This is a genomic window from Tersicoccus mangrovi, from assembly GCF_036881825.1.
In the GTDB taxonomy this organism is placed as follows: domain Bacteria; phylum Actinomycetota; class Actinomycetes; order Actinomycetales; family Micrococcaceae; genus Tersicoccus; species Tersicoccus mangrovi.
The window spans coordinates 65,245-83,304 of record NZ_JBAJMW010000004.1 but is presented as its reverse complement, the minus strand read 5'-3'; the positions used below and the strand labels follow the sequence as shown (position 1 = coordinate 83,304).

The 18,060-nt window shown below is 73.3% G+C and carries 16 protein-coding genes; 10 read left to right on the top strand and 6 right to left on the bottom strand.

Annotated features, from left to right (window positions below):
• Window positions 1-97 precede the first annotated feature (97 nt).
• The 6 genes from V6N00_RS08885 to V6N00_RS08860 all read left to right on the top strand — a co-directional run bounded on the left by V6N00_RS08885 (window position 98) and on the right by V6N00_RS08860 (window position 7,474).
• Window positions 98-310, top strand: a complete 213-nt coding sequence (locus V6N00_RS08885) for a hypothetical protein (RefSeq protein ID WP_334231735.1) — start codon at window positions 98-100, stop codon at window positions 308-310.
• 28 nt (window positions 311-338) lie between these two features.
• Entirely contained in the window at window positions 339-680 is a 342-nt protein-coding gene (tatA, locus tag V6N00_RS08880) for a Sec-independent protein translocase subunit TatA (RefSeq protein ID WP_416385057.1), read from the top strand.
• A 48-nt stretch (window positions 681-728) separates the two neighbouring features.
• Window positions 729-1,526 (top strand): twin-arginine translocase subunit TatC, encoded by a 798-nt coding sequence (gene tatC / locus V6N00_RS08875; protein WP_334231733.1) that lies wholly within the window; start codon window positions 729-731, stop codon window positions 1,524-1,526.
• A gap of 75 nt (window positions 1,527-1,601) precedes the next feature.
• Window positions 1,602-4,715, top strand: a complete 3,114-nt coding sequence (locus V6N00_RS08870; protein WP_334231732.1) for a DEAD/DEAH box helicase — start codon at window positions 1,602-1,604, stop codon at window positions 4,713-4,715.
• Window positions 4,712-5,905 (top strand): hypothetical protein, encoded by a 1,194-nt coding sequence (locus V6N00_RS08865; protein ID WP_334231731.1) that lies wholly within the window; start codon window positions 4,712-4,714, stop codon window positions 5,903-5,905. Before V6N00_RS08870 ends, V6N00_RS08865 begins: the two co-directional genes overlap by 4 nt.
• A gap of 825 nt (window positions 5,906-6,730) precedes the next feature.
• On the top strand, window positions 6,731-7,474 hold the full coding sequence (locus V6N00_RS08860; protein ID WP_334231730.1) for a polyprenol monophosphomannose synthase: 744 nt from the start codon (window positions 6,731-6,733) through the stop codon (window positions 7,472-7,474).
• Window positions 7,475-7,569: 95 nt separating this feature from the next.
• Here the strand turns inward: V6N00_RS08860 and V6N00_RS08855 are convergent, their stop codons facing one another.
• The 5 genes from V6N00_RS08855 to V6N00_RS08835 form a co-directional block, all read right to left on the bottom strand.
• A complete protein-coding gene (locus V6N00_RS08855; protein ID WP_334231729.1) occupies window positions 7,570-7,917 on the bottom strand; it encodes an RNA polymerase-binding protein RbpA in 348 nt (115 codons plus the stop codon).
• A gap of 128 nt (window positions 7,918-8,045) precedes the next feature.
• Window positions 8,046-9,041 (bottom strand): SPFH domain-containing protein, encoded by a 996-nt coding sequence (locus V6N00_RS08850; RefSeq protein ID WP_334231728.1) that lies wholly within the window; start codon window positions 9,039-9,041, stop codon window positions 8,046-8,048.
• Window positions 9,038-9,505: an NfeD family protein gene (locus V6N00_RS08845; RefSeq protein ID WP_334231727.1), complete on the bottom strand. Its 468-nt coding sequence runs from the start codon at window positions 9,503-9,505 to the stop codon at window positions 9,038-9,040. The genes V6N00_RS08850 and V6N00_RS08845 overlap by 4 nt, the downstream gene beginning before the upstream one ends.
• A 192-nt stretch (window positions 9,506-9,697) precedes the next feature.
• Window positions 9,698-11,167: a MocR-like transcription factor YczR gene (yczR, locus tag V6N00_RS08840; protein ID WP_334231726.1), complete on the bottom strand. Its 1,470-nt coding sequence runs from the start codon at window positions 11,165-11,167 to the stop codon at window positions 9,698-9,700.
• A 163-nt stretch (window positions 11,168-11,330) separates the two neighbouring features.
• On the bottom strand, window positions 11,331-12,164 hold the full coding sequence (locus tag V6N00_RS08835) for an alpha/beta fold hydrolase (RefSeq protein ID WP_334231725.1): 834 nt from the start codon (window positions 12,162-12,164) through the stop codon (window positions 11,331-11,333).
• Between the two features lie 85 nt (window positions 12,165-12,249).
• Here V6N00_RS08835 and yczE point away from each other — a divergent pair, with 85 nt between their 5' ends.
• Window positions 12,250-12,837, top strand: coding sequence for a membrane protein YczE (gene yczE, locus V6N00_RS08830; RefSeq protein WP_334231724.1), 588 nt, complete (start codon window positions 12,250-12,252; stop codon window positions 12,835-12,837).
• A gap of 29 nt (window positions 12,838-12,866) precedes the next feature.
• Here the strand turns inward: yczE and V6N00_RS08825 are convergent, their stop codons facing one another.
• Window positions 12,867-13,835: a class I SAM-dependent methyltransferase gene (locus tag V6N00_RS08825; protein WP_334231723.1), complete on the bottom strand. Its 969-nt coding sequence runs from the start codon at window positions 13,833-13,835 to the stop codon at window positions 12,867-12,869.
• Window positions 13,836-13,981: 146 nt separating this feature from the next.
• On the opposite strand from V6N00_RS08825, the gene V6N00_RS08820 reads away from it, so the two are divergent.
• The 3 genes from V6N00_RS08820 (at window position 13,982) to V6N00_RS08810 (ending at window position 18,001) form a co-directional block, all read left to right on the top strand.
• Window positions 13,982-16,090: a S9 family peptidase gene (locus V6N00_RS08820; RefSeq protein WP_334231722.1), complete on the top strand. Its 2,109-nt coding sequence runs from the start codon at window positions 13,982-13,984 to the stop codon at window positions 16,088-16,090.
• Window positions 16,091-16,250: 160 nt separating this feature from the next.
• Window positions 16,251-17,036, top strand: a complete 786-nt coding sequence (locus V6N00_RS08815) for a DeoR/GlpR family DNA-binding transcription regulator (protein ID WP_334231721.1) — start codon at window positions 16,251-16,253, stop codon at window positions 17,034-17,036.
• Window positions 17,033-18,001, top strand: a complete 969-nt coding sequence (locus V6N00_RS08810; protein ID WP_334231720.1) for a 1-phosphofructokinase family hexose kinase — start codon at window positions 17,033-17,035, stop codon at window positions 17,999-18,001. Before V6N00_RS08815 ends, V6N00_RS08810 begins: the two co-directional genes overlap by 4 nt.
• Window positions 18,002-18,060 lie beyond the last annotated feature (59 nt).

The following is an 18,060-nucleotide window of genomic DNA, read 5'->3' as shown; positions in this document are numbered from 1 at the left end:
TCCGTTCACCCGGGGGACCGGTTCCGGCCACTCCGCTGCGGCACCGTCGAATGCGGTGATTGGGGGAGCCGGAGGGCCGACGCCTACACTGGCGACCGTGCCGTGGTGGTCCTGGATCCTGCTGTGGGGAGGGCTCGTGCTGGCCTCCGCCGTGGTGCTGGCCCTGGCCTGCCGGCGCGTGGTCCGTGCGGGTCTGGCGCTGGTGCGTGAGGTCGACCGTGCGGCGACCGTGCTGTCCCTTCCCGACCCGCCCGTCGCGACGGCGGACGAGGCGAACGACGTCCCGTCCGGTGCCCGCGATCTGACATAGCATGGTGACCGAGGAAAGGACCCCACCCGTGCGTATCTTCGAGAACCCGTGGCTCATCGTCATCCTGGTGGTGGCCGCGCTCCTGCTCTTCGGCGCCCCCAAGCTTCCCGGCATGGCCCGCAGCCTCGGCCAGTCGATGCGGATCTTCAAGTCCGAGGTCAAGCAGATGCGGGACGACGACGCCCCGCAGGCGTCGTCCGCGCCGCCGGCTCCCCGCCCGTCCGCCGAGGCGAACCAGCAGCTGACCCCGCCGTCGACCGACGCCACCACCACCGGAACCCCCGCCGCCGGGTCCGTCCCGCCGCAGCACGACGCCGTCCGTGACCCGCAGGGCCCGACCAGCGGCACCGGTGGCACCGCCACCCACTGACCCACGGTGACACCGAGGTCTCGTCGCCGGTCCAACCCCGAGGGCCGGATGGCTCTGCGCGACCACCTGCGGGAGGCGCGCAACCGGCTGATCGTCGCGCTCATCGCCGTGCTGCTCGGCGCCGTCGTCGGCTGGTTCCTCTACCAGCCGGCGTTCGAACTGCTGCAGCGGCCGATCCAGACGATCTCCGCGCACGACGGGCGCACCGCGCTGATCAACTTCGAGGGCGTCGCCTCCTCGCTGGACATGCAGGTGCAGGGCGCCGTCTTCATCGGCATCCTGATCGCGTCCCCCGTCTGGCTGTACGAGATCTGGGCCTTCGTCACGCCCGGGCTGACCCGGGCCGAGCGGCGCTACGCGGTCGGTTTCCTCTCCGCCGCCGTGCCCCTGTTCGCCCTCGGCGCCTTCATGGCCTGGACGGCGCTGCCCGGCGTCGTGACCGTTCTGACGCAGTTCACGCCGCCGGGCTCAACGAGCAACATCATCCGGGCGCAGGACTACCTCGTCTTCGTGATGCGGATGATCCTCGTCTTCGGGGTCGCGTTCGTGCTCCCGGTGCTGCTGGTGGGCCTGAACATGCTGCGGATCCTGCGCGGCCGGCAGATCCTCAAGGCATGGCGGATCACCGTGTTCGGCATCTTCGTGCTCGCGGCCATGGCCGCTCCCGGCGCGGACGCGCTGTCCATGTTCTACCTCGCGCTGCCGCTCGTGCTGCTCTACTTCCTCGCGATCGCGCTGTGCATGATCCTGGACCGCCGGCGGGACCGGCGCGACGCGCGGACCTCGGACGCGATCGAGCTCGACGCCGGCAGCGCCACCCCGCAGGAGCGGCTCGGCGAGCTCTGAGCACGGCGCTCGTCCCTCCGGGAGGGCAGCCGCCGGCGTGCCGGGACGGCGGTCCGACGCTTGTAGGCTGACCATATGTCCACGCCGTCCGAACGGTACGCGGCTGCCCGGGAACGGAACCAGCACGCGAAGACCCGGCTCGCCGCCTTCGAGCGGACCCAGTCCTTCGACCTCGACGAGTTCCAGCGGGAGGCGTGTCGCTGTCTCGAGGCCGGGCACGGCGTCCTCGTCGCCGCCCCGACCGGTGCCGGGAAGACCGTCGTCGGGGAGTTCGCCATCCACCTGGCCCTCGCCGACGGTCTCAAGGCGTTCTACACGACGCCCATCAAGGCCCTGAGCAATCAGAAGTTCGCCGAGCTGACCGCCGTCCACGGCTCCGACCGGGTCGGCCTGCTCACCGGCGACACGAGCATCAACCCCGAGGCGGACGTGGTCGTGATGACCACCGAGGTGCTGCGGAACATGCTGTACGCGTCCTCGTCGACGCTCGACGGGCTCGGCTACGTCGTCATGGACGAGGTGCACTACCTCGCGGACCGCTTCCGCGGCGCCGTGTGGGAAGAGGTCATCATCCACCTGCCGGACAGCGTCCGGCTCGTCTCGCTCAGCGCCACCGTCTCCAACGCCGAGGAGTTCGGCGCGTGGCTGGACACCGTCCGCGGCGAGACGGACGTCATCGTCTCCGAGCACCGGCCGGTGCCGCTGTGGCAGCACGTCATGGTCGGGGACCGGATCGTCGACCTGTTCGCCACGCCCACGAGCTTCGACGCCGCCGCGGTGCCGGCCGGGAACGGCGCGGAGGAGAACGCATCGACCACCGACCGGACCAGCACCGACCGGAACGGTGCGCGGGACGGGGCGTCCGGCCGCGACACCGAGGACGCCCGGCACCGTCCCGGCGGGGGTCGGCCGTCCAAGACCAAGGCCAAGGACCGGCGCCGCGTCGAGGCCCTGCAGCAGCAGGAGCAGCGGGCCCGCGCCGCGGCGACGCGCACCGAGCAGCAGGAGAGCGGCATCACCGTCAACCCCGAGCTCAACCGGCTCGCCCGGATGGAGAGCCGGGTGCCCCGGCAGGCCCACCGGGGCCGCGGACGCCGTCCCGACCGACCGCCCGTGCGCGAGTCCGTCCGCCGCGCCTCCCGGCCGGCGATGATCCGGCAGCTGGACCGCGAGGCGCTGCTGCCGGCCATCGTGTTCATCTTCTCCCGTGCCGGCTGCGACACGGCCGTCCGGCAGTGCGTGGATGCCGACCTGTGGCTGACCACCCGCGCCGAGCAGCGCCTCATCCGGGAGGAGCTCGACGAGGCCGTCAGCGAGCTCTCCCCGGAGGACCTGGAGGTCCTCGGCTTCTGGACGTGGCGGGACGGCCTGCTGCGCGGTGTCGCCGCCCACCACGCCGGGATGCTGCCGCCGTTCAAGGAGGTGGTCGAGCGCCTGTTCGGCGCCGGCGTCGTCAAGGTCGTGTTCGCGACCGAGACCCTCGCCCTCGGCGTGAACATGCCCGCGCGCTCGGTCGTGCTCGAGAAGCTCGAGAAGTTCAACGGCGAGGCGCACGTGCCGGTGACGGCGGGGGAGTACACCCAGCTGACCGGCCGGGCCGGGCGCCGCGGCATCGACGTCGAGGGCCACGCCGTGGTCCTGTGGCAGCCGGGCACCGACCCGTCCGCCGTCGCCGGCCTCGCCTCGCGGCGCACGTATCCGCTCAACTCGAGCTTCCGGCCCACCTACAACATGAGCATCAACCTGATCGCCCAGTTCGGGCGGGAGACGGCGCGGGAGATCCTCGAGTCCTCCTTCGCGCAGTTCCAGGCGGACCGCTCGGTGGTCGGCATCGCCCGGCAGATCCGCAGCCGGGAGGAGTCACTCGCCGGCTACGCCGAGTCGATGCGCTGCCACCTCGGCGACTTCCCCGAGTACGCCCGGCTGCGGCGCGACCTGACCGACGCCGAGCAACGGGCCGCCTCGACCCGCAGCCGCCGCACCCGCGACGCGGCCATGGCGTCGCTGGACCGGCTGCGGCCGGGCGACGTCATCGAGGTGCCCACGGGGCGCAGCTCGGGCTTCGTCGTCGTCATCCGGCCCGAGACCAACGGGTACGAGCCGCGCACCACCGTCCTCACGCTCGGGCACCAGGTCCGCCGCATCACGGCCCAGGACCTGCAGGGTGAGGTGCGCACGGTCGGCTCCGTGCGCATCCCCAAGCACTTCGACGCGAAGAACGCTCAGTCCCGGCGCGATCTGGCCTCGTCCCTGCGCAACGCCCTCCACGACCAGCGGCCGGACCGGAGCGGCCGGCGCACCGCCGTCGCCGCTGACGACGCGCAGGAGGCCCGCATCGCCGACCTGCGCCGCCAGGTCCGCTCGCACCCGTGCCACGGCTGCAGCGACCGCGAGCAGCACGCGCGGTGGGCCGAGCGGTGGCACCGGCTCAACCGGGAGACCGAGGGGCTCAAGCGGCAGATCCAGGGCCGCACCAACACGATCGCCCGCACCTTCGACACCGTGTGCGACGTGCTGGCCGGCTACGGCTACCTCACCGACGCGCCCGCACCGACCACGGAACACGGGCAGGACCCGGAGGCCAGCCGGCAGATCGGTGCGCTGCTGCGCGACGGACTGCCGCCGGAGGAGGCGGACCCGGCGTCCGCCCTCGACTGGACGCCCGGCCCGCTGCGGATCACCCCCGACGGGAGCCGGCTGCGGAGGATATACGGGGAGAAGGACCTGCTGATCGCGCTGTGCCTGAGCGACGGTGTGTTCGACGGGCTGGACGCGGAGGAGCTCGCGGGCCTCGCCAGCGTCCTCGTCTACCAGGCCAAACGCGAGGAACGAGGAGTGCGACCCACCATGCCGACGCCCGCCCTGGAGGACGCCGTGCGCGGCGTCGTCCGCCGCTGGTCCGAACTGACCGACGTCGAGGAGGCCGCGGGCCTTCCCGAGACGAGCGAACCGGAGCTCGGGCTCGTCCGGCCGATGATCGCCTGGGCCCGCGGCCGCACCCTCCAGGAGGCGCTGCGCGGCACCGACCTCGCGGCGGGCGACTTCGTGCGCTGGTCGAAGCAGGTGATCGACCTGCTGGACCAGCTGGCCGGCGTGCCCGAGATCACCGGCCGGCTGCGGAGCCGGTTGCGGTCCGCGATCGACCTGGTGCGCCGCGGCGTCGTCGCCTACTCGGCGGTGGCCGCATGAGCCGCACCCTGTACCGCAACGGCGCGATCTACTCGACGCACGACCCGTTCGCGACCGCCCTGCTCGTCGACGGGGCCACCATCGCCTGGCTCGGCTCCGAGGAGGCCGCCGACGGGATGGCCGCCGGCGACGTGACGGTCGTCGACCTCGCGGGCGCCCTGATCACCCCGGGGCTCTACGACTCGGCCTTCGCCGTCCCCGCCGACGACACCGCGCACTCGGCCGCGGCCGCCGCGACCACCGCCGGGTACGTCGCCGTCACCGCCCACGCGGCTGCCGACGGCGTCGAGGCGGCCGGTCACCTGCGGGCCCTCGCCGCGGAGGCGGAGAACCCGGCCTCGGGGCTGCCCGAGGTGCGGCTCTGGGCTCGGGCCACCCTGGCGACCCCCGAGGACACGGCACGCCTGCGCGACGCCGACGGTCCGCACCTGACCGGCCTGGAGCCGGCGACAGGGGACCGCGCCGACGCCGCCACCCTGACGGCCCACCTGACCGCCGCGACGCGTGCCGGCCTGGCCACCGGGTGGGCCGTCGACACGACCGCCGAACTGGACGCCGTGCGGGAGGCGCTGCCGGCCGCCGCCGCCGAAGGCGCCCCGCTGCGCACGGCCGGGGTGCACCTGGCCGTCTCCTGCGACCTCGACGACGCGGACCGGTCGGTCCTCGCCCGGCACGGGGTCACCGTCCTGGCAACCCCGGCCGCCGGCACACCCCTGCGTACGCCGCTGGCCGCTCTGGCCGCCGACGGCGTGCCACTGGTGCTCGGGAGCGCCGCATGGGCCGGCGACGGCAGCGCCAGCGACACCGGCAGCGCCGGCGGCGACCCCGTGTCGCCCTGGGAGCTCGTGCGGGCCTGTGTCCAGCACCCGGACCCTGCCCAGCGGCTCTCCTCCCGCGCGGCCTTCCTCGCGCTGAGCCGCGGCGGTTGGCGTGCCGCGCACGCCGCCCACCCGCTGCTCGGCCAGCTCGTCCCGGGCGCCCCGGCCAGCTACGCCGTCTGGGAGGCCACCGAGCTGATGGTCCAGACCCCGGACAGCACGGTCGCGGCGTGGAGCACCGACCCACGCGCACGCACGCCCCTGCTGCCGGCGCTGGACACGGGCCGGGATCCGCGGTGCCTGCGCACCGTCCGCGAGGGACTCGTGCTGCACGACGACGGCACCCTGGCGACTGACCCGCAGGCCCGCTGAGGACCGTCGGCACTGCTGCCGCAGCCCGTCCCAGGACACGCCGTGCTCATCCGGGACCGGGCGCTGTATCCCCATCAGCCGCTGCGTGTCGCGGGACCGGGTGCGCATCGTCCAGCACCAGAAGGGAGTCGGGACGGACCGGCCTCCCGGTGGGGCCGGCCGACGACGAGCCGGCCCGCCGGCGAGGACGTGAGGGACGTCTCACGGCTGCTCCGACCGGCCGTCGAGGACCGCGCCCGAGACGTGTCGGTGTCGTGGTCCGAACCGCCCGTCAGACGTGGCTCGGACCGGCCCGTCAGACGTGGCCCGGACCGCCCGTGAGACGTGGCGAGAACCGCCGGTGGGTCATGGGAGGACGTACAGCGCGACACACCGTAGCGACACGCCACGAGCCCGGAGGATGTCGATTCCGCGGTACCCCCGGACGCCCGCGCCACGCCGGGGCTGACCAGTGACGTCGACCTGGATCGCAGGTCAGAGGCCGATTGACACGTCGATGCCAACCCGTAATATCGATTCACAGGGCCGTCGCGCAGCGGTGGCCATCGCCGGAAAGCGGGCGTGGAGACGCGCCGTCAACCGTTCACCGGCACCAACGGGCAGGTCCCGGCGTCAGCAGAAAACAGGTCGTCCGCGAGTCCACCTCGGCGGGGGCCTGGACCGAAGGCGCCGGGGCCTGCCCGCCGTCGTCGGCGCTGCCGGAGTCCGCTGCCGCGGGGGCCGTGCGATGTCGTATATCCTGAGTGGTCCCGCCCGATCCGCGGTGGGTTCCATCTCTTCCTCGACACGCCCCGGTTCCGCCGGCCGGGGCAGGCAGGACTGCCCGTGCGCGTACTGACGATCATTCCGACCTATGACGAGAAGCTGTCGCTGCCGACGACGCTCTCCCGGCTGCGCGCCTCGGTCCCGGAAACGGACGTCCTGATCGTCGACGACAACAGCCCGGACGGCACCGGCGTGATGGCGGACGGGTACGCCGCCGAGGACGCCCAGGTGCACGTGCTGCACCGCAAGGGCAAGGAGGGTCTCGGCGCCGCGTACCGCGCCGGCTTCGCCTGGGGTCTGGAGCGGAACTACGACGTCCTGGTCGAGATGGACGCCGACGGCTCGCACCGCCCCGAGGACCTGCCGCGCCTGCTCGCCGCCGTCGAGGACGGCGCCGACCTGGCCGTGGGCTCCCGCTGGGTGCCGGGCGGCTCCGTCGTCAACTGGCCGCTGCAGCGCAAGGTGATCTCCCGCGGCGGCAGCTTCTACGTCCGTACCATGCTGGGCCTGCCGTACCGCGACGCGACCGCCGGCTTCAAGGCGTTCCGCGCCTCGACCCTGCGCCGCATCGACTACGCCTCCGTCCAGTCCGCCGGTTACGTCTTCCAGGTGGACCTGCTGTGGCGCACGCACCTGGCCGGCCTGCGGGTCGTCGAGGTGCCCATCACGTTCGTCGAGCGCGTCGCGGGCGATTCGAAGATGAGCGGCGCCATCGTGGCCGAGGCGATGCAGCGGGTGACCCTGTGGGGCCTCTCCGCCCGGGCGCGGGTGCTGAAGAACGTCGCGACGTCCGTCAAGCGCTGACGCCTCCCCGCCCACGGGGCGGGACATGACGAACGAGAGGGCCCGGACCGATGTCGGTCCCGGCCCTCTCGGTGTGTCCGTGGCTGCCGAAGCGGCTAGGCGGAGGTCTTCTCGCCGCGCCGCTCGCGCAGCAGGTTGAGCCGGTCGGTGAGGATCTGCTCGAGCTCCTCGACGCTGCGGCGCTCCAGCAGCATGTCCCAGTGCGTGCGGACGGGCTTCTCGTTGCCCGGCACCGGCTTCTCGCCGTCGACGAGGAGCGCCTCCTTGCCGGTCTTGGAGATCCACGTCGGGGGGATCTCGGCCTCGGCGGCGAAGGTCACGAACACCCGCTCGCCGTCCTGGCACCGGTACTCGACACGCTGCCGCGGCGCCGGCTCGACGCCGGCCTCGGTCTCCATGCTCTGCGAACCCAGACGCATGCCGCGCAGGCTGCGGTCACTCATGTTCCATCCTCCGAATCATCGTGTGTGCCCCGTGTGCTCCCGCCGTGGGCGGTGCCGGCGCACTCCACGCATGTCAACGCGCGGGAGCGGCCGTGTGTTCCCGGGGCCAGCCGTCCAGTATACCGGGCTCAGGCCTGCGGCGGCGCTGACGGGGCCGGCGGAACCGATCCCGACGTCGCCGTGTGCCCGGACGAACCGTTGCTCGAGGTGGCCCGCGACGCGCCGAACAGGGACGCCCCGTCGCCGCCCATCGCTCCGCCGATGCCCTTGAGGGCCTCGCTGACCTCGGACGGGATGATCCAGAGCTTGTTGGACGTGCCCTCGGCGAGCTTCGGGAGCGTCTGCAGGTACTGGTAGGCCAGCAGCTTCGGGTCGGCGTCGCCCTTGTGGATGGCGTCGAACACCTTCTGGATGGCCTGGGACTCGCCGTCGGCCCGCAGGATCGCGGCCTTCGCCTCGCCCTCGGCCTGGAGGATCGCGGCCTGCCGCTGACCCTCGGCGGTGAGGATCTGCGACTGCTTGGTGCCCTCGGCCGTGAGGATCGCGGCGCGGCGGTCACGCTCGGCGCGCATCTGCTTCTCCATCGAGTCCTGGATGGACAGGGGCGGCTCGATGGCCTTCAGCTCGACGCGGGAGACGCGGATGCCCCAGCGCCCGGTTGCTTCGTCGAGGACGCCGCGCAGCTGGCCGTTGATCTGGTCCCGCGAGGTCAGGGCCTCCTCGAGGTTCAGGCCGCCGACGACGTTGCGCAGCGTGGTCGTCGTCAGCTGCTCGACCGCCTGGATGTAGTTGGCGATCTCGTAGGTGGCGGCCCGCGGGTCGGTGACCTGGAAGTAGACGACCGTGTCGATGGAGACCACGAGGTTGTCCTCGGTGATCACCGGCTGCGGCGGAAAGGAGACGACCTGCTCGCGCAGGTCGATCATCGGCAGCAGGCGGTCGACGAACGGGATCAGCAGGCTCAGGCCCGGTTGCAGGGTGCGCTGGTACTTGCCGAGGCGCTCCACCACACCCGCGCGGGCCTGCGGGATGATCCGGATCGACCGCACGAGGACGGTGATCACGAACACCAGCACGACCACCAGCAGGACGGCGACGACGACGCCGCCGATCGAGTCGTTCATCGGGAGGAACTCCTGTTCTCGGGATGGGCGACGATGGCCGTCGCCCCACTGATCCGGCGCACACGCACCGGGCTGCCGACCGGGATGGCCGTCCCGTCCACGCTGCGCGCGGTCCAGGTCTCGCCACCGATCTTCACCAGTCCGGCGTGCTCGCCGACCGGTTCGAGCACGACGGCGGCCTCACCGATGAGGGAATCGACGTTCGTGCGCTGCCCGACGGCGGGTTGCTTGAGGTGGGAGAGGGCGACGGGCCGCACGATGACGACGAGCAGCAGGGCCACGATGCAGAAGGTGAGGATCTGGACGACCAGGTTGTCGGTCGCGAGCGAGACGGCCATGGCGGCGAGCGCTCCACCGGAGAGCATGATGAAGAAGAGGTCGAGCGTGATCATCTCGATCAAGGCCAGCACGAGGACCAGGGCCAGCCACGCGACCCACGTGTTCTGAGCGATCCATGCGAGCATCGGTGCGTCCTCACCTGTCCAGCGTCATCGACGAACCGGCGGCATCGTCGATACCTCCATTGTGGCTGCTGACCAGCGTCTCCGCCACTGTTCCGCCCTCAGCGCAGTGCCGATCCAGTGGCGAAGCAGTGCCGATGCAGGGCCGATGCAGTGCTCGTTCGGTGCCCGCTCAGCGTGGTGTCCAGCGAGCTTTCAGACGACGGGTGCGAGCGCGGACGCGGCGGAGCGTCGCCGTGCGGGTGAGCCCTCCTCGACCCGACGGACGGCCGCCGCGAGCGCCGTGAGCACCGGCTCGATCTCCGGCACGGGCACGACGGCGGGCACGCGGATGAACCGCTCGAAGGCGCCGTCGAGCCCGAACCGGGGCCCGGGCACCAGCGTGATGCCCTCCGCGCGGGCGGCGAGGGTCAGCGCCGAGCTCGACAGGTCGCCCAGGCCCACCCACAGGGAGAGGCCGCCGGGCGCCGGGGGAAGGGTCCATCCCGGGAACCGGGCGGCGAGCCCGGTGAGCATCGCGTCGCGCTGAGCGCGCAGCTGCGTGAGCCGGGCGTCCACCATGGTGCGTTCGTCGTGGAGCAGGACCGTCGCGGTGAGCTGTTCGAGGATCGGCGTGCCGAGGTCGATGCTGCGCCGCTGCAACCGGATGCTCTCGAGCAGGTCCCGCCGCCCGCGGATCCACCCCACCCGCACGCCGCCCCACGCCGTCTTGGACAGCGAGCCGATCGTGACCACGTTCTCCCCGTGCGCGGCCAGCGGCGTCCGGGGCCCGCGGTCGAGGTCGAGCATCGCCGTCGTCTCGTCGGCGATCACCACGGTTCCCGCGCTGCGCGCGGCGAGCGCGATGCGGGCGCGGTCCTCGTCGTCCAGGGAGCTGCCGGTCGGGTTCTGGAAGTCGGGCATCAGGTAGGCCAGGGGCGGCCGGTGGGCGCGCAGCAGGCCGACGACGGCCTCGACGTCGGTGCCGTGGACGTCCACGGGCGCGGCGATCAGCCGGGCCTTGAGCGACCGGAAGGTGTCGATGGCGTGGGGGTAGGTCGGCTGTTCGAGCAGGACCCGGCCGCCGGGCAGGTGGATGTGCTGGGCGACGAGCCGCAGGCCGTGCTGGGCGCCCAGGGTGATCATCACCTGATCCGGCGCGGTGGGGACGCCGCGCTCCTCGAAGTGCCGGGCCACGGCCTCCCGGAGGGCGGGCAGTCCACCGAGGTCTAGACCGGCCTCGGGCATGTAGCCGGGCAGCACCTCCAGGGCCTGCCGGTACGCGGCGGCCAGGCCGGCGTAGGCCGGGGGAGCGGACTGCGTGAGGTCCCACCGCTGAGCCTCGTGGGCGGGCCCGGCGTCCTCGGTGAGTCCGGCGGCGGTGTCGGCGCGCGTCGGCGTCGTCGTGCACTGCAGTGACAGGACGCTGCCCGAGCCGCGCACGCTGGTCAGGTAGCCACCGGCGCGCAGGGTGGCGTAGGCGCCGGCGACCGTGGTGCGGCTGACGCTCAGGGTCGAGGCGAGTTCCCGCTCGGCGGGCAGGCGGGTACCGGACGGGAGCCGGCCGTCCAGCAGCAGCAGCCGGATCCGGTCCGCGAGCGCCCGGTAGGCGGTGCCGGCGGAGTCCGTCGACCGCCACGGACCGAGCTCACGCGCGAGGCGCTGCGCGGAGTAGACGAGCGACATCGGGATCCTCGGGGGCCGGACGGACGATTGGACCGGTTGGTCGATGCCAATCATACGAGCCGGTGCTCGGACGGGGAGCCAGGCGTGCCGACGGCGTCACGGGGTGTCGCCGTTCCCGAGCACAGGCGTGCGTGCTCGGAGTAGCGAGTTCGGCTCCGGCGGTTCAGGGCGTCGTGGGTGGATCGAGCAGATGCTCGACGGCCCGCTCGACGAGGTCGCCGACCAGGTCCGGTTCCACCAGGTGGACCCAGTGCCCGGCGGCCTTCTCCGCGAGATCGACGTACCGCACCCGGTCGGTCAGCCGCGCGAGGGCGTCCGCGTCCACCGGGCGATCGCTGCGCAGGTACACGGTCGGCACGGCCAGCTCGCGCCACGTCCGCACCGAGTCGAGCCGGAGCACGGAGAGCCAGAACTGGCGGATCACCCGCTCCGGGGCGGCGTCGACGCCGGCCATGACCTGCCCCCAGGCGGTGCCACCGATGTCACGCGGGCCCCAGGAGCGACGCATCGACGCGGTGAACGCCGCGCGCAGCTCGTCGGGCGGGAGCCGGTCCAGCGCGGCGGCCCGGTCCTGTTTGTCCCGGACCTGTCGTGGATCGGTGGGCAGGTTCGTGTCGATCAGCACGGCGCCGCGCACGGATCCGAGCCGCCGCGCCACCTCGAGGGCGACGATGCCGCCCGCACTGTGCCCCACGACGACCCGCGGCGCGACCGCGTCACGGTCCAGCCGGTCGGCGATCGCGGCAGCCGTCCCGGTGACGTCGAGCCGAGGCAGCGCCTCGCCCCACGCGAGCGACCGCCCGGTGCCGGGCAGGTCGAGGCGGACCACGCGGTGGCGGTGGGCCAGGTGCCGGGCCAGCCCGTCGAGCTCGTCGGCGCTGCCGGCGGTCCCCGGCAGGAGCAGCACCGTCGCGGCCTCCGCCTGGTCGTCAACCAGGGGACCGTCGACCAGCTGCGGCGCGTCGTCCAGAGCCCCGGCCGGCGGAAGCGTCGTCACGGGTGATCCTCTTCTCGTCGTCGTCGTTCTTCCGTCACTGGCGTCGTGCCCCGTCCATCGCACCACGTCGTGATAGGACGACGAGGTGAGGACGACGGGACGGGTGATCGTGTTGCTGGCCGGTCTCGCGCTGTACGGGATGGCGATCGGCCTGATGATCCGCTCCGAACTGGGCGCGAGCCCGTGGGATGTGCTCGCGCAGGGCGTCTCGCGCCGGGTCGGCCTGAGCTTCGGCGTCGCCGTCATCCTGGTCAGCGTCGCCGTACTCGTGTGCTGGATCCCGCTGCGCGTGCGTCCCGGCTGGGGCACCCTGGCCAACGCTGTGCTCGTCGGCCTCTTCGCGGATGCGACGCTCGGCGTCGTCGCCCCGACCGGTCAGTGGCTGCAACGCACGGGCATGCTGGTCGGCGGCGTCGTGCTGATCGCGTTGGCGACCGCGGTGTACCTGCGTCCCGGGCTCGGACCCGGGCCGCGGGACGGCCTGTTCACGGGACTCGTGCGCCGCACCGGGCTGCCGGTGTGGGTGGTGCGTGGCGGCCTCGAGATCACGGTGCTGATCGTCGGGTGGCTGCTGGGCGGGACCGTGGGCATCGGCACGGTGGTGTTCGCGGCGGTCGTCGGTCCCCTCGTGCACGTGTTCCTGCGGTGGCTGCGCGTCGACGTCCGGCACTGACGCCTCCCGACCGGCCCCGGCGGGTCTCGTCAGTCGGCGTCGTGCGCCTGCGGACGCAGCGTGTGAACGGTGACCCGCGCCGTCACCCGGATCGGGGTGTCGACGCCGGCCAGCCGCTCGGCGAGGTCCTCGGGGCTCGCGTGGTGACCGGCCGGTCCCATGAAGGCGGCGTCGGCCGCGTCCGCCGTGCTCAGCTCGAGGGGCACGTCGACGTCGCGCTCGCCGGCCACGGTGAACCGGCCGGCCAGCGCGTGGTGCAGCCGTTCCTCCTTGTCCGGCTCGACGGCGAGCATGCCCGTGAGAGTGCGCAGCTCTTCCAGGTGACCCGGCCGGGGCGTGACGAGGACGAGGACACCCTGAGGCGCGAGCACGCGGGCGAACTCGAGGATGTTGCGGGGCGCGAAGACCGCGAGCACGACGTCGACGGCCGCATCCGTCAGCGGCAGCGGACGCCACGTGTCCCAGACCAGGGGAAGCGCGGTCGGCACCGCACGCGCGAGGCGGCGCAGCGCGGCGGGGGAGAGGTCGGTGGCGACGGCGACGGGGTCGGCGGCCGTCCCCCTCCCCGATCCGCCGCCCGTGAGCGCGCTCAGGACGGCGTCGAGGTAGTACCCCGTGCCGGCGCCGGCGTCCAGCACCGCGGTCCCGCCGGGCTTCGCCTCGGTGACGGCCTCGGTGACGGCCTGCGCCACGGCGCCCGCGATCGGCGCGTAGTGACCCGCGCCGAGGAACCGGTCCCGCGCCTCGACCATGGCCGCGCTGTCCGGCGTGAACCGGGTGCCCGCACCGGTGAGCAGATTGACGACACCAGCCCGGGCGGCGTCCCAGTGGTGAGCCGCCGGGCACGTCAGCCCGCCCACCCGCGCGCGTCGCGCGGTCGCCACCACGCCGTCGGCCCCGCACACCGGACAGCGCAACAGTGCGGCGGCACGCGTGAGGGCCTCCGGCAGCACGTCCTCGGTGGGCGCGGCTGACGGGGGACGGTCGTCGGAAGTCACCGGTCCATCCTAGGAACCGCTTCATCCCAGGAGCCGGCTTCATCCCAGGAGCCGGCTCCTGGGATCGGCGCCTGCGGGCGCCGCCGGCCCGAACCCGGATGTGACGTGCGCCTCGTCGCGCGCGGCAACGCCAGTAGGCTGATCGAATGCGCCCAGAACAGATCGAGCTGCTGGTCACCCCCGGCACGCCCACCATCCACCCCGACGGCACCCGCGTCATCGTCGCGACCTCCCGGCCCAGCCTGGCCGCCGACGCGTACGTGGGCCAGCTTCTCTCCGTGTCCCTCGGTGACGGCGGGAGCGGCACCCCGCACCGCCTCACCCAGGGCCGTCATGACACCAGCCCGCGGTACAGCCCCGACGGGCGGCTGGTCGGCTTCCTCCGCTCGACCGGCGGACCCGCCCAGCTCGCCGTCATGTCCGCCGACGGCGGTGAGCCGCGCGTCGTCACCGACCGGCTGCTCGGCGTCAGCGACTTCGCGTTCTCGCCGGACTCCCGGCACGTCGTGATCGTCTCCCGCGAGCCGGACGCCGGACGCTACGGCTCGCTCGACGGCGTGGGGGCGACGGCCGAGGACCCGCGGATGATCACCGGCCACCGCTACCAGGCCAACGGCCTCGGCTACATGCGGGACCGTCCCGCCCAGCTGTTCCTCCTCGACCTGCCCGACCTCGACGCCGAGCCGCCGGTCGAGCCCGTCGGCCGGGCCAAGGAGGCTGCGAAGAAGGACGCCGACACGTCCGCCGACCAGCCTGCCGACCAGACCGCCGGCAGGACCGCCGACCGCGACGACGACCACCCGCTGGTCCCGCAGGTCACGCAGCTCACCGACGGCATCGCCGACCACCGCGGCCCGGTGTTCGCCCCCGACGGGCGCACCATCTACTTCGTCGCCGCCCTGCACGCGACGCAGGACACGGACCTGCGCGCCGGCGTGTACGCCACCGACGTCGACGGCAACGGCCCCTGGCTCGTCACCGCCGGCGCGCCGGACCTCGGCGCCTCCTCCGTGGTCCCGACGCCCGACGGCCGCCACCTGTACGTCCTCGCCGGGGACACCGGGCCGGAGGGCCAGGACTTCGTCGCCCGCAACCAGGCCGTGTACGTGCTCGAGACGCCCGCCGGCCCCGACGCGACCGGCGCGACCCCGCGCCGCCTGACCGACCCGGAGACGATGGACCCCTCCGGCGGGGACGATCGGCTCGTGCCCACCGGTGACGGCGCGGTCCTCGTCGTCGTCAACGCCCGCGGACGCGGCGAAGTGGTGCGCGTCAGCGCGGGTGTCGACGGGCGCGCCGAGGTGCGCACCCTGCACAGCGGCGACGACGTCGTCACCGGAGTCGCCGCGGCGGCCGGCCGGATCGTGGTCACCGTCAGTACCCCCACCTCGGCCGGGGACCTCGCCGAGGTCACCGACGGCGACGACGAACTGCGGACCCTGACCGACCTCAGCGCGCCCCTGCGTGCGGCCACCGACGTCGTCGTGCCGGCGGAGCGCACCGTCACCGCCGCGGACGGCTACCCCGTGCACGGATGGGTGCTCACGCCGACCGGCCCGGGACCGCACCCGGTGCTGCTGAACATCCACGGCGGCCCGTACGCCCAGTACGGCTGGAACCTCTTCGACGAGGCGCAGGTGTACGTCGAGGCCGGCTACGCCGTCGTCATGTGCAATCCGCGCGGCTCCGCCGGGTACGGCCAGGAGCACGGCCGCGCCATCAAGGAGGCGATGGGCACGGTCGACGCCTCGGACGTCATCACCTTCCTCGAGGGGGCGATCGCGGCGGACCCGGCGCTGGACGGTGACCGGGTCGGCGTCATGGGCGGCTCCTACGGCGGGTACCTGACGGCGTGGCTGATCGCGCACGACCACCGGTTCGCCGGCGCCATCGTCGAGCGCGGCTTCCTCGACCCGGACGGCTTCGTCGGCACCTCCGACATCGGCTCGTTCTTCGGACACGAGTACGTCGGCCGGGACCCGGAGGCCATGCGCGCCCAGAGCCCGTTCGCCGTCGCCGACCAGGTGCGCACGCCGACGTTCGTGCTGCACTCCGAGCAGGACCTGCGCTGCCCGCTGCCCCAGGCGCAGCGGTACTTCGAGCGCCTGCTCGACCTCGGCGTCGAGACGCAGATGCTCGTCTTCCCGGGCGAGAACCACGAGCTCTCCCGCTCCGGCACACCGCACCACCGGGTGCAGCGTTTCGACGCGATCCTCGACTGGTGGAAGCGGCACCTGCCCGTCTCCGCCGGCTGATGCCGCGCCGCTGAGCTGCGGCGATCGACGACCCGACGTGGGTTCGTCTGTGTTTGTTTGGTTTTGCTTGACATACACAGATGAACCCACGTACGGTGGTGCCTGTCACACGCTGTGAGGCCCGTCACCGGCCTCGCCACGGACAGGTCGGAGGGAAGCGATGTTCGCCGAGGAACGTCAACTGCGCATCGCGCGGTGGGTCACCGACTCCGGGCGCGTCAGCGTCGGGGAACTGGCCAGCGCGTTCGACCTGACGCAGGAGACCATCCGCCGCGACCTCAGCCTCCTCGAGAACGAGGGCGTGCTGCGCCGCGTGCACGGGGGAGCGGTCGCCGCCAACCGGGTCAGCCTCGCGGAGGCCTCGCTGCCCGAGCGGCAGAACCGCAACGTCGACGCCAAGGCGCGCATCGCGGAGGCCGCCCTCGCGCTGGTGCCGACCTCCGCGACGGGCTCGGTCGTCCTGGACGCGGGCACGACGACGACGGCTCTGGCCGCCCAGCTCGGCCCGGCCTGCGCCAACCGCGGCACCGCCCTGCTGCTCATCACCAATGCCCTGCCGGTCGCCTCCGCGCTGACCGGTGCCCCCAACGTCGACCTCGAGGTGCTGGGCGGTCGCATCCGGCCCACGACGGGCGCCGCGGTCGGCCCCGTCGCCGTCGAGCGGATGAGCCGCCTGCGCCCCGACATCGCCTTCGTCGGCACCAACGGCATCGACGCGACCTTCGGTCTGAGCACCCCGGACGCCCAGGAGGCGTCGATCAAGAGCGCGTTCGTGCGCAGCGCGCACCGCGTCGTCGTCCTCGCAGACGCCACCAAGCTGGGAGTCACGGCGCTCGTCCAGTTCGCCGAGCTCGACGCCGTCGACACCCTCATCACCGACACCGAGCCCACCGGGACCCTCCGGGAGGCGCTGCACGAGGCGGAAGTCGAGGTCCTGGTCGCATGATCATCACGTTCACCGCGAATCCCAGTCTGGATCGCACCATCGAACTGCCCTCCCCGCTCGCCCGCGGTGAGGTGCAGCGCGCCGTCGCCGCGAGCCAGCAGCCCGGCGGCAAGGGCGTCAACGTCAGTCGCGCGCTCGTCGCCTCCGCCGAGGAGTCCCTCGCGCTGCTGCCCGGCGACGACGACGACCCCGTGGTCGCCGCCCTGCGCGCCGAGGGCATCCCGCACCGCACGCTGCCGATCGGGCAGGCGCTCCGCAGCAACGTCACCGTCACCGAGCCGGACGGCACGACGACGAAGATCAACGAGCCCGGCCCCACGCTGACCGGCGCGCAGCGCGCCGAGCTGCTCGCCCTGATCGCCTCGCACAGCGCGGGCGCGTCCTGGCTCGTGCTCGCCGGCTCCCTGCCGCCGGGCCTGCCGGGCGACTTCTACGTCGAGGTGATCCGCGAGGTCCGCTCCCGCTGGGGTGAGCAGGCGCCGCGCATCGCCGTCGACTCCTCCGGGGCGCCGCTGGCCACCGTGCTCGCGGCCGGGCTGGACGCGGCCCCGGACCTGATCAAGCCGAACGCCGAGGAGCTCGCCGAGCTCACCAGCGTCGGCCACGGCGACAGCCTCGAGTCCGAGCCGGAGGAGGCCGCCCGCGCGGCCGCCGGCCTGGTCGAGCAGGGTGTCGGCACCGTCCTGGCGACGCTCGGATCGAAGGGGGCGCTCGTCGTCACCGCGCAGGAGTCGTTCCGGGCCACCCATCCGCCGGTCACCGCCCGCAGCACGGTCGGCGCCGGGGACTCGTCCCTGGCCGGTTTCCTCATCGCCAGCACGCGTGGCGCCGACCTCGCCGGGTGTGCCCGGCAGGCCGTCGCCCACGGCGCGGCCGCGGCCTCGTTGCCCGGATCCACCGTGCCCACCCTCGAGCAGACGACGCCCGACGCCGTCGTGCTCACCCCGTTCGCCCGCACCGCCTGAGGCAGCACCGCTTCACGCAGCACCTCATGCACCACCGCCTGAATCGACACCCGCCGGGT

Excerpts from the sequence above, each read along its gene's own strand:
- V6N00_RS08820 (WP_334231722.1), top strand. The coding sequence starts at position 13,982 with ATGCGCCCAGAACAGATCGAGCTGCTGGTCACCCCCGGCACGCCCACC.
- tatC (WP_334231733.1), top strand. The coding sequence starts at position 729 with ATGGCTCTGCGCGACCACCTGCGGGAGGCGCGCAACCGGCTGATCGTC.
- yczR (WP_334231726.1), bottom strand. The coding sequence starts at position 11,167 with ATGTCGCTCGTCTACTCCGCGCAGCGCCTCGCGCGTGAGCTCGGTCCG.
- V6N00_RS08845 (WP_334231727.1), bottom strand. The coding sequence starts at position 9,505 with ATGCTCGCATGGATCGCTCAGAACACGTGGGTCGCGTGGCTGGCCCTG.
- V6N00_RS08810 (WP_334231720.1), top strand. The coding sequence starts at position 17,033 with ATGATCATCACGTTCACCGCGAATCCCAGTCTGGATCGCACCATCGAA.
- V6N00_RS08850 (WP_334231728.1), bottom strand. The coding sequence starts at position 9,041 with ATGAACGACTCGATCGGCGGCGTCGTCGTCGCCGTCCTGCTGGTGGTC.
- V6N00_RS08865 (WP_334231731.1), top strand. The coding sequence starts at position 4,712 with ATGAGCCGCACCCTGTACCGCAACGGCGCGATCTACTCGACGCACGAC.
- V6N00_RS08870 (WP_334231732.1), top strand. The coding sequence starts at position 1,602 with ATGTCCACGCCGTCCGAACGGTACGCGGCTGCCCGGGAACGGAACCAG.
- V6N00_RS08815 (WP_334231721.1), top strand. The coding sequence starts at position 16,251 with ATGTTCGCCGAGGAACGTCAACTGCGCATCGCGCGGTGGGTCACCGAC.
- V6N00_RS08855 (WP_334231729.1), bottom strand. The coding sequence starts at position 7,917 with ATGAGTGACCGCAGCCTGCGCGGCATGCGTCTGGGTTCGCAGAGCATG.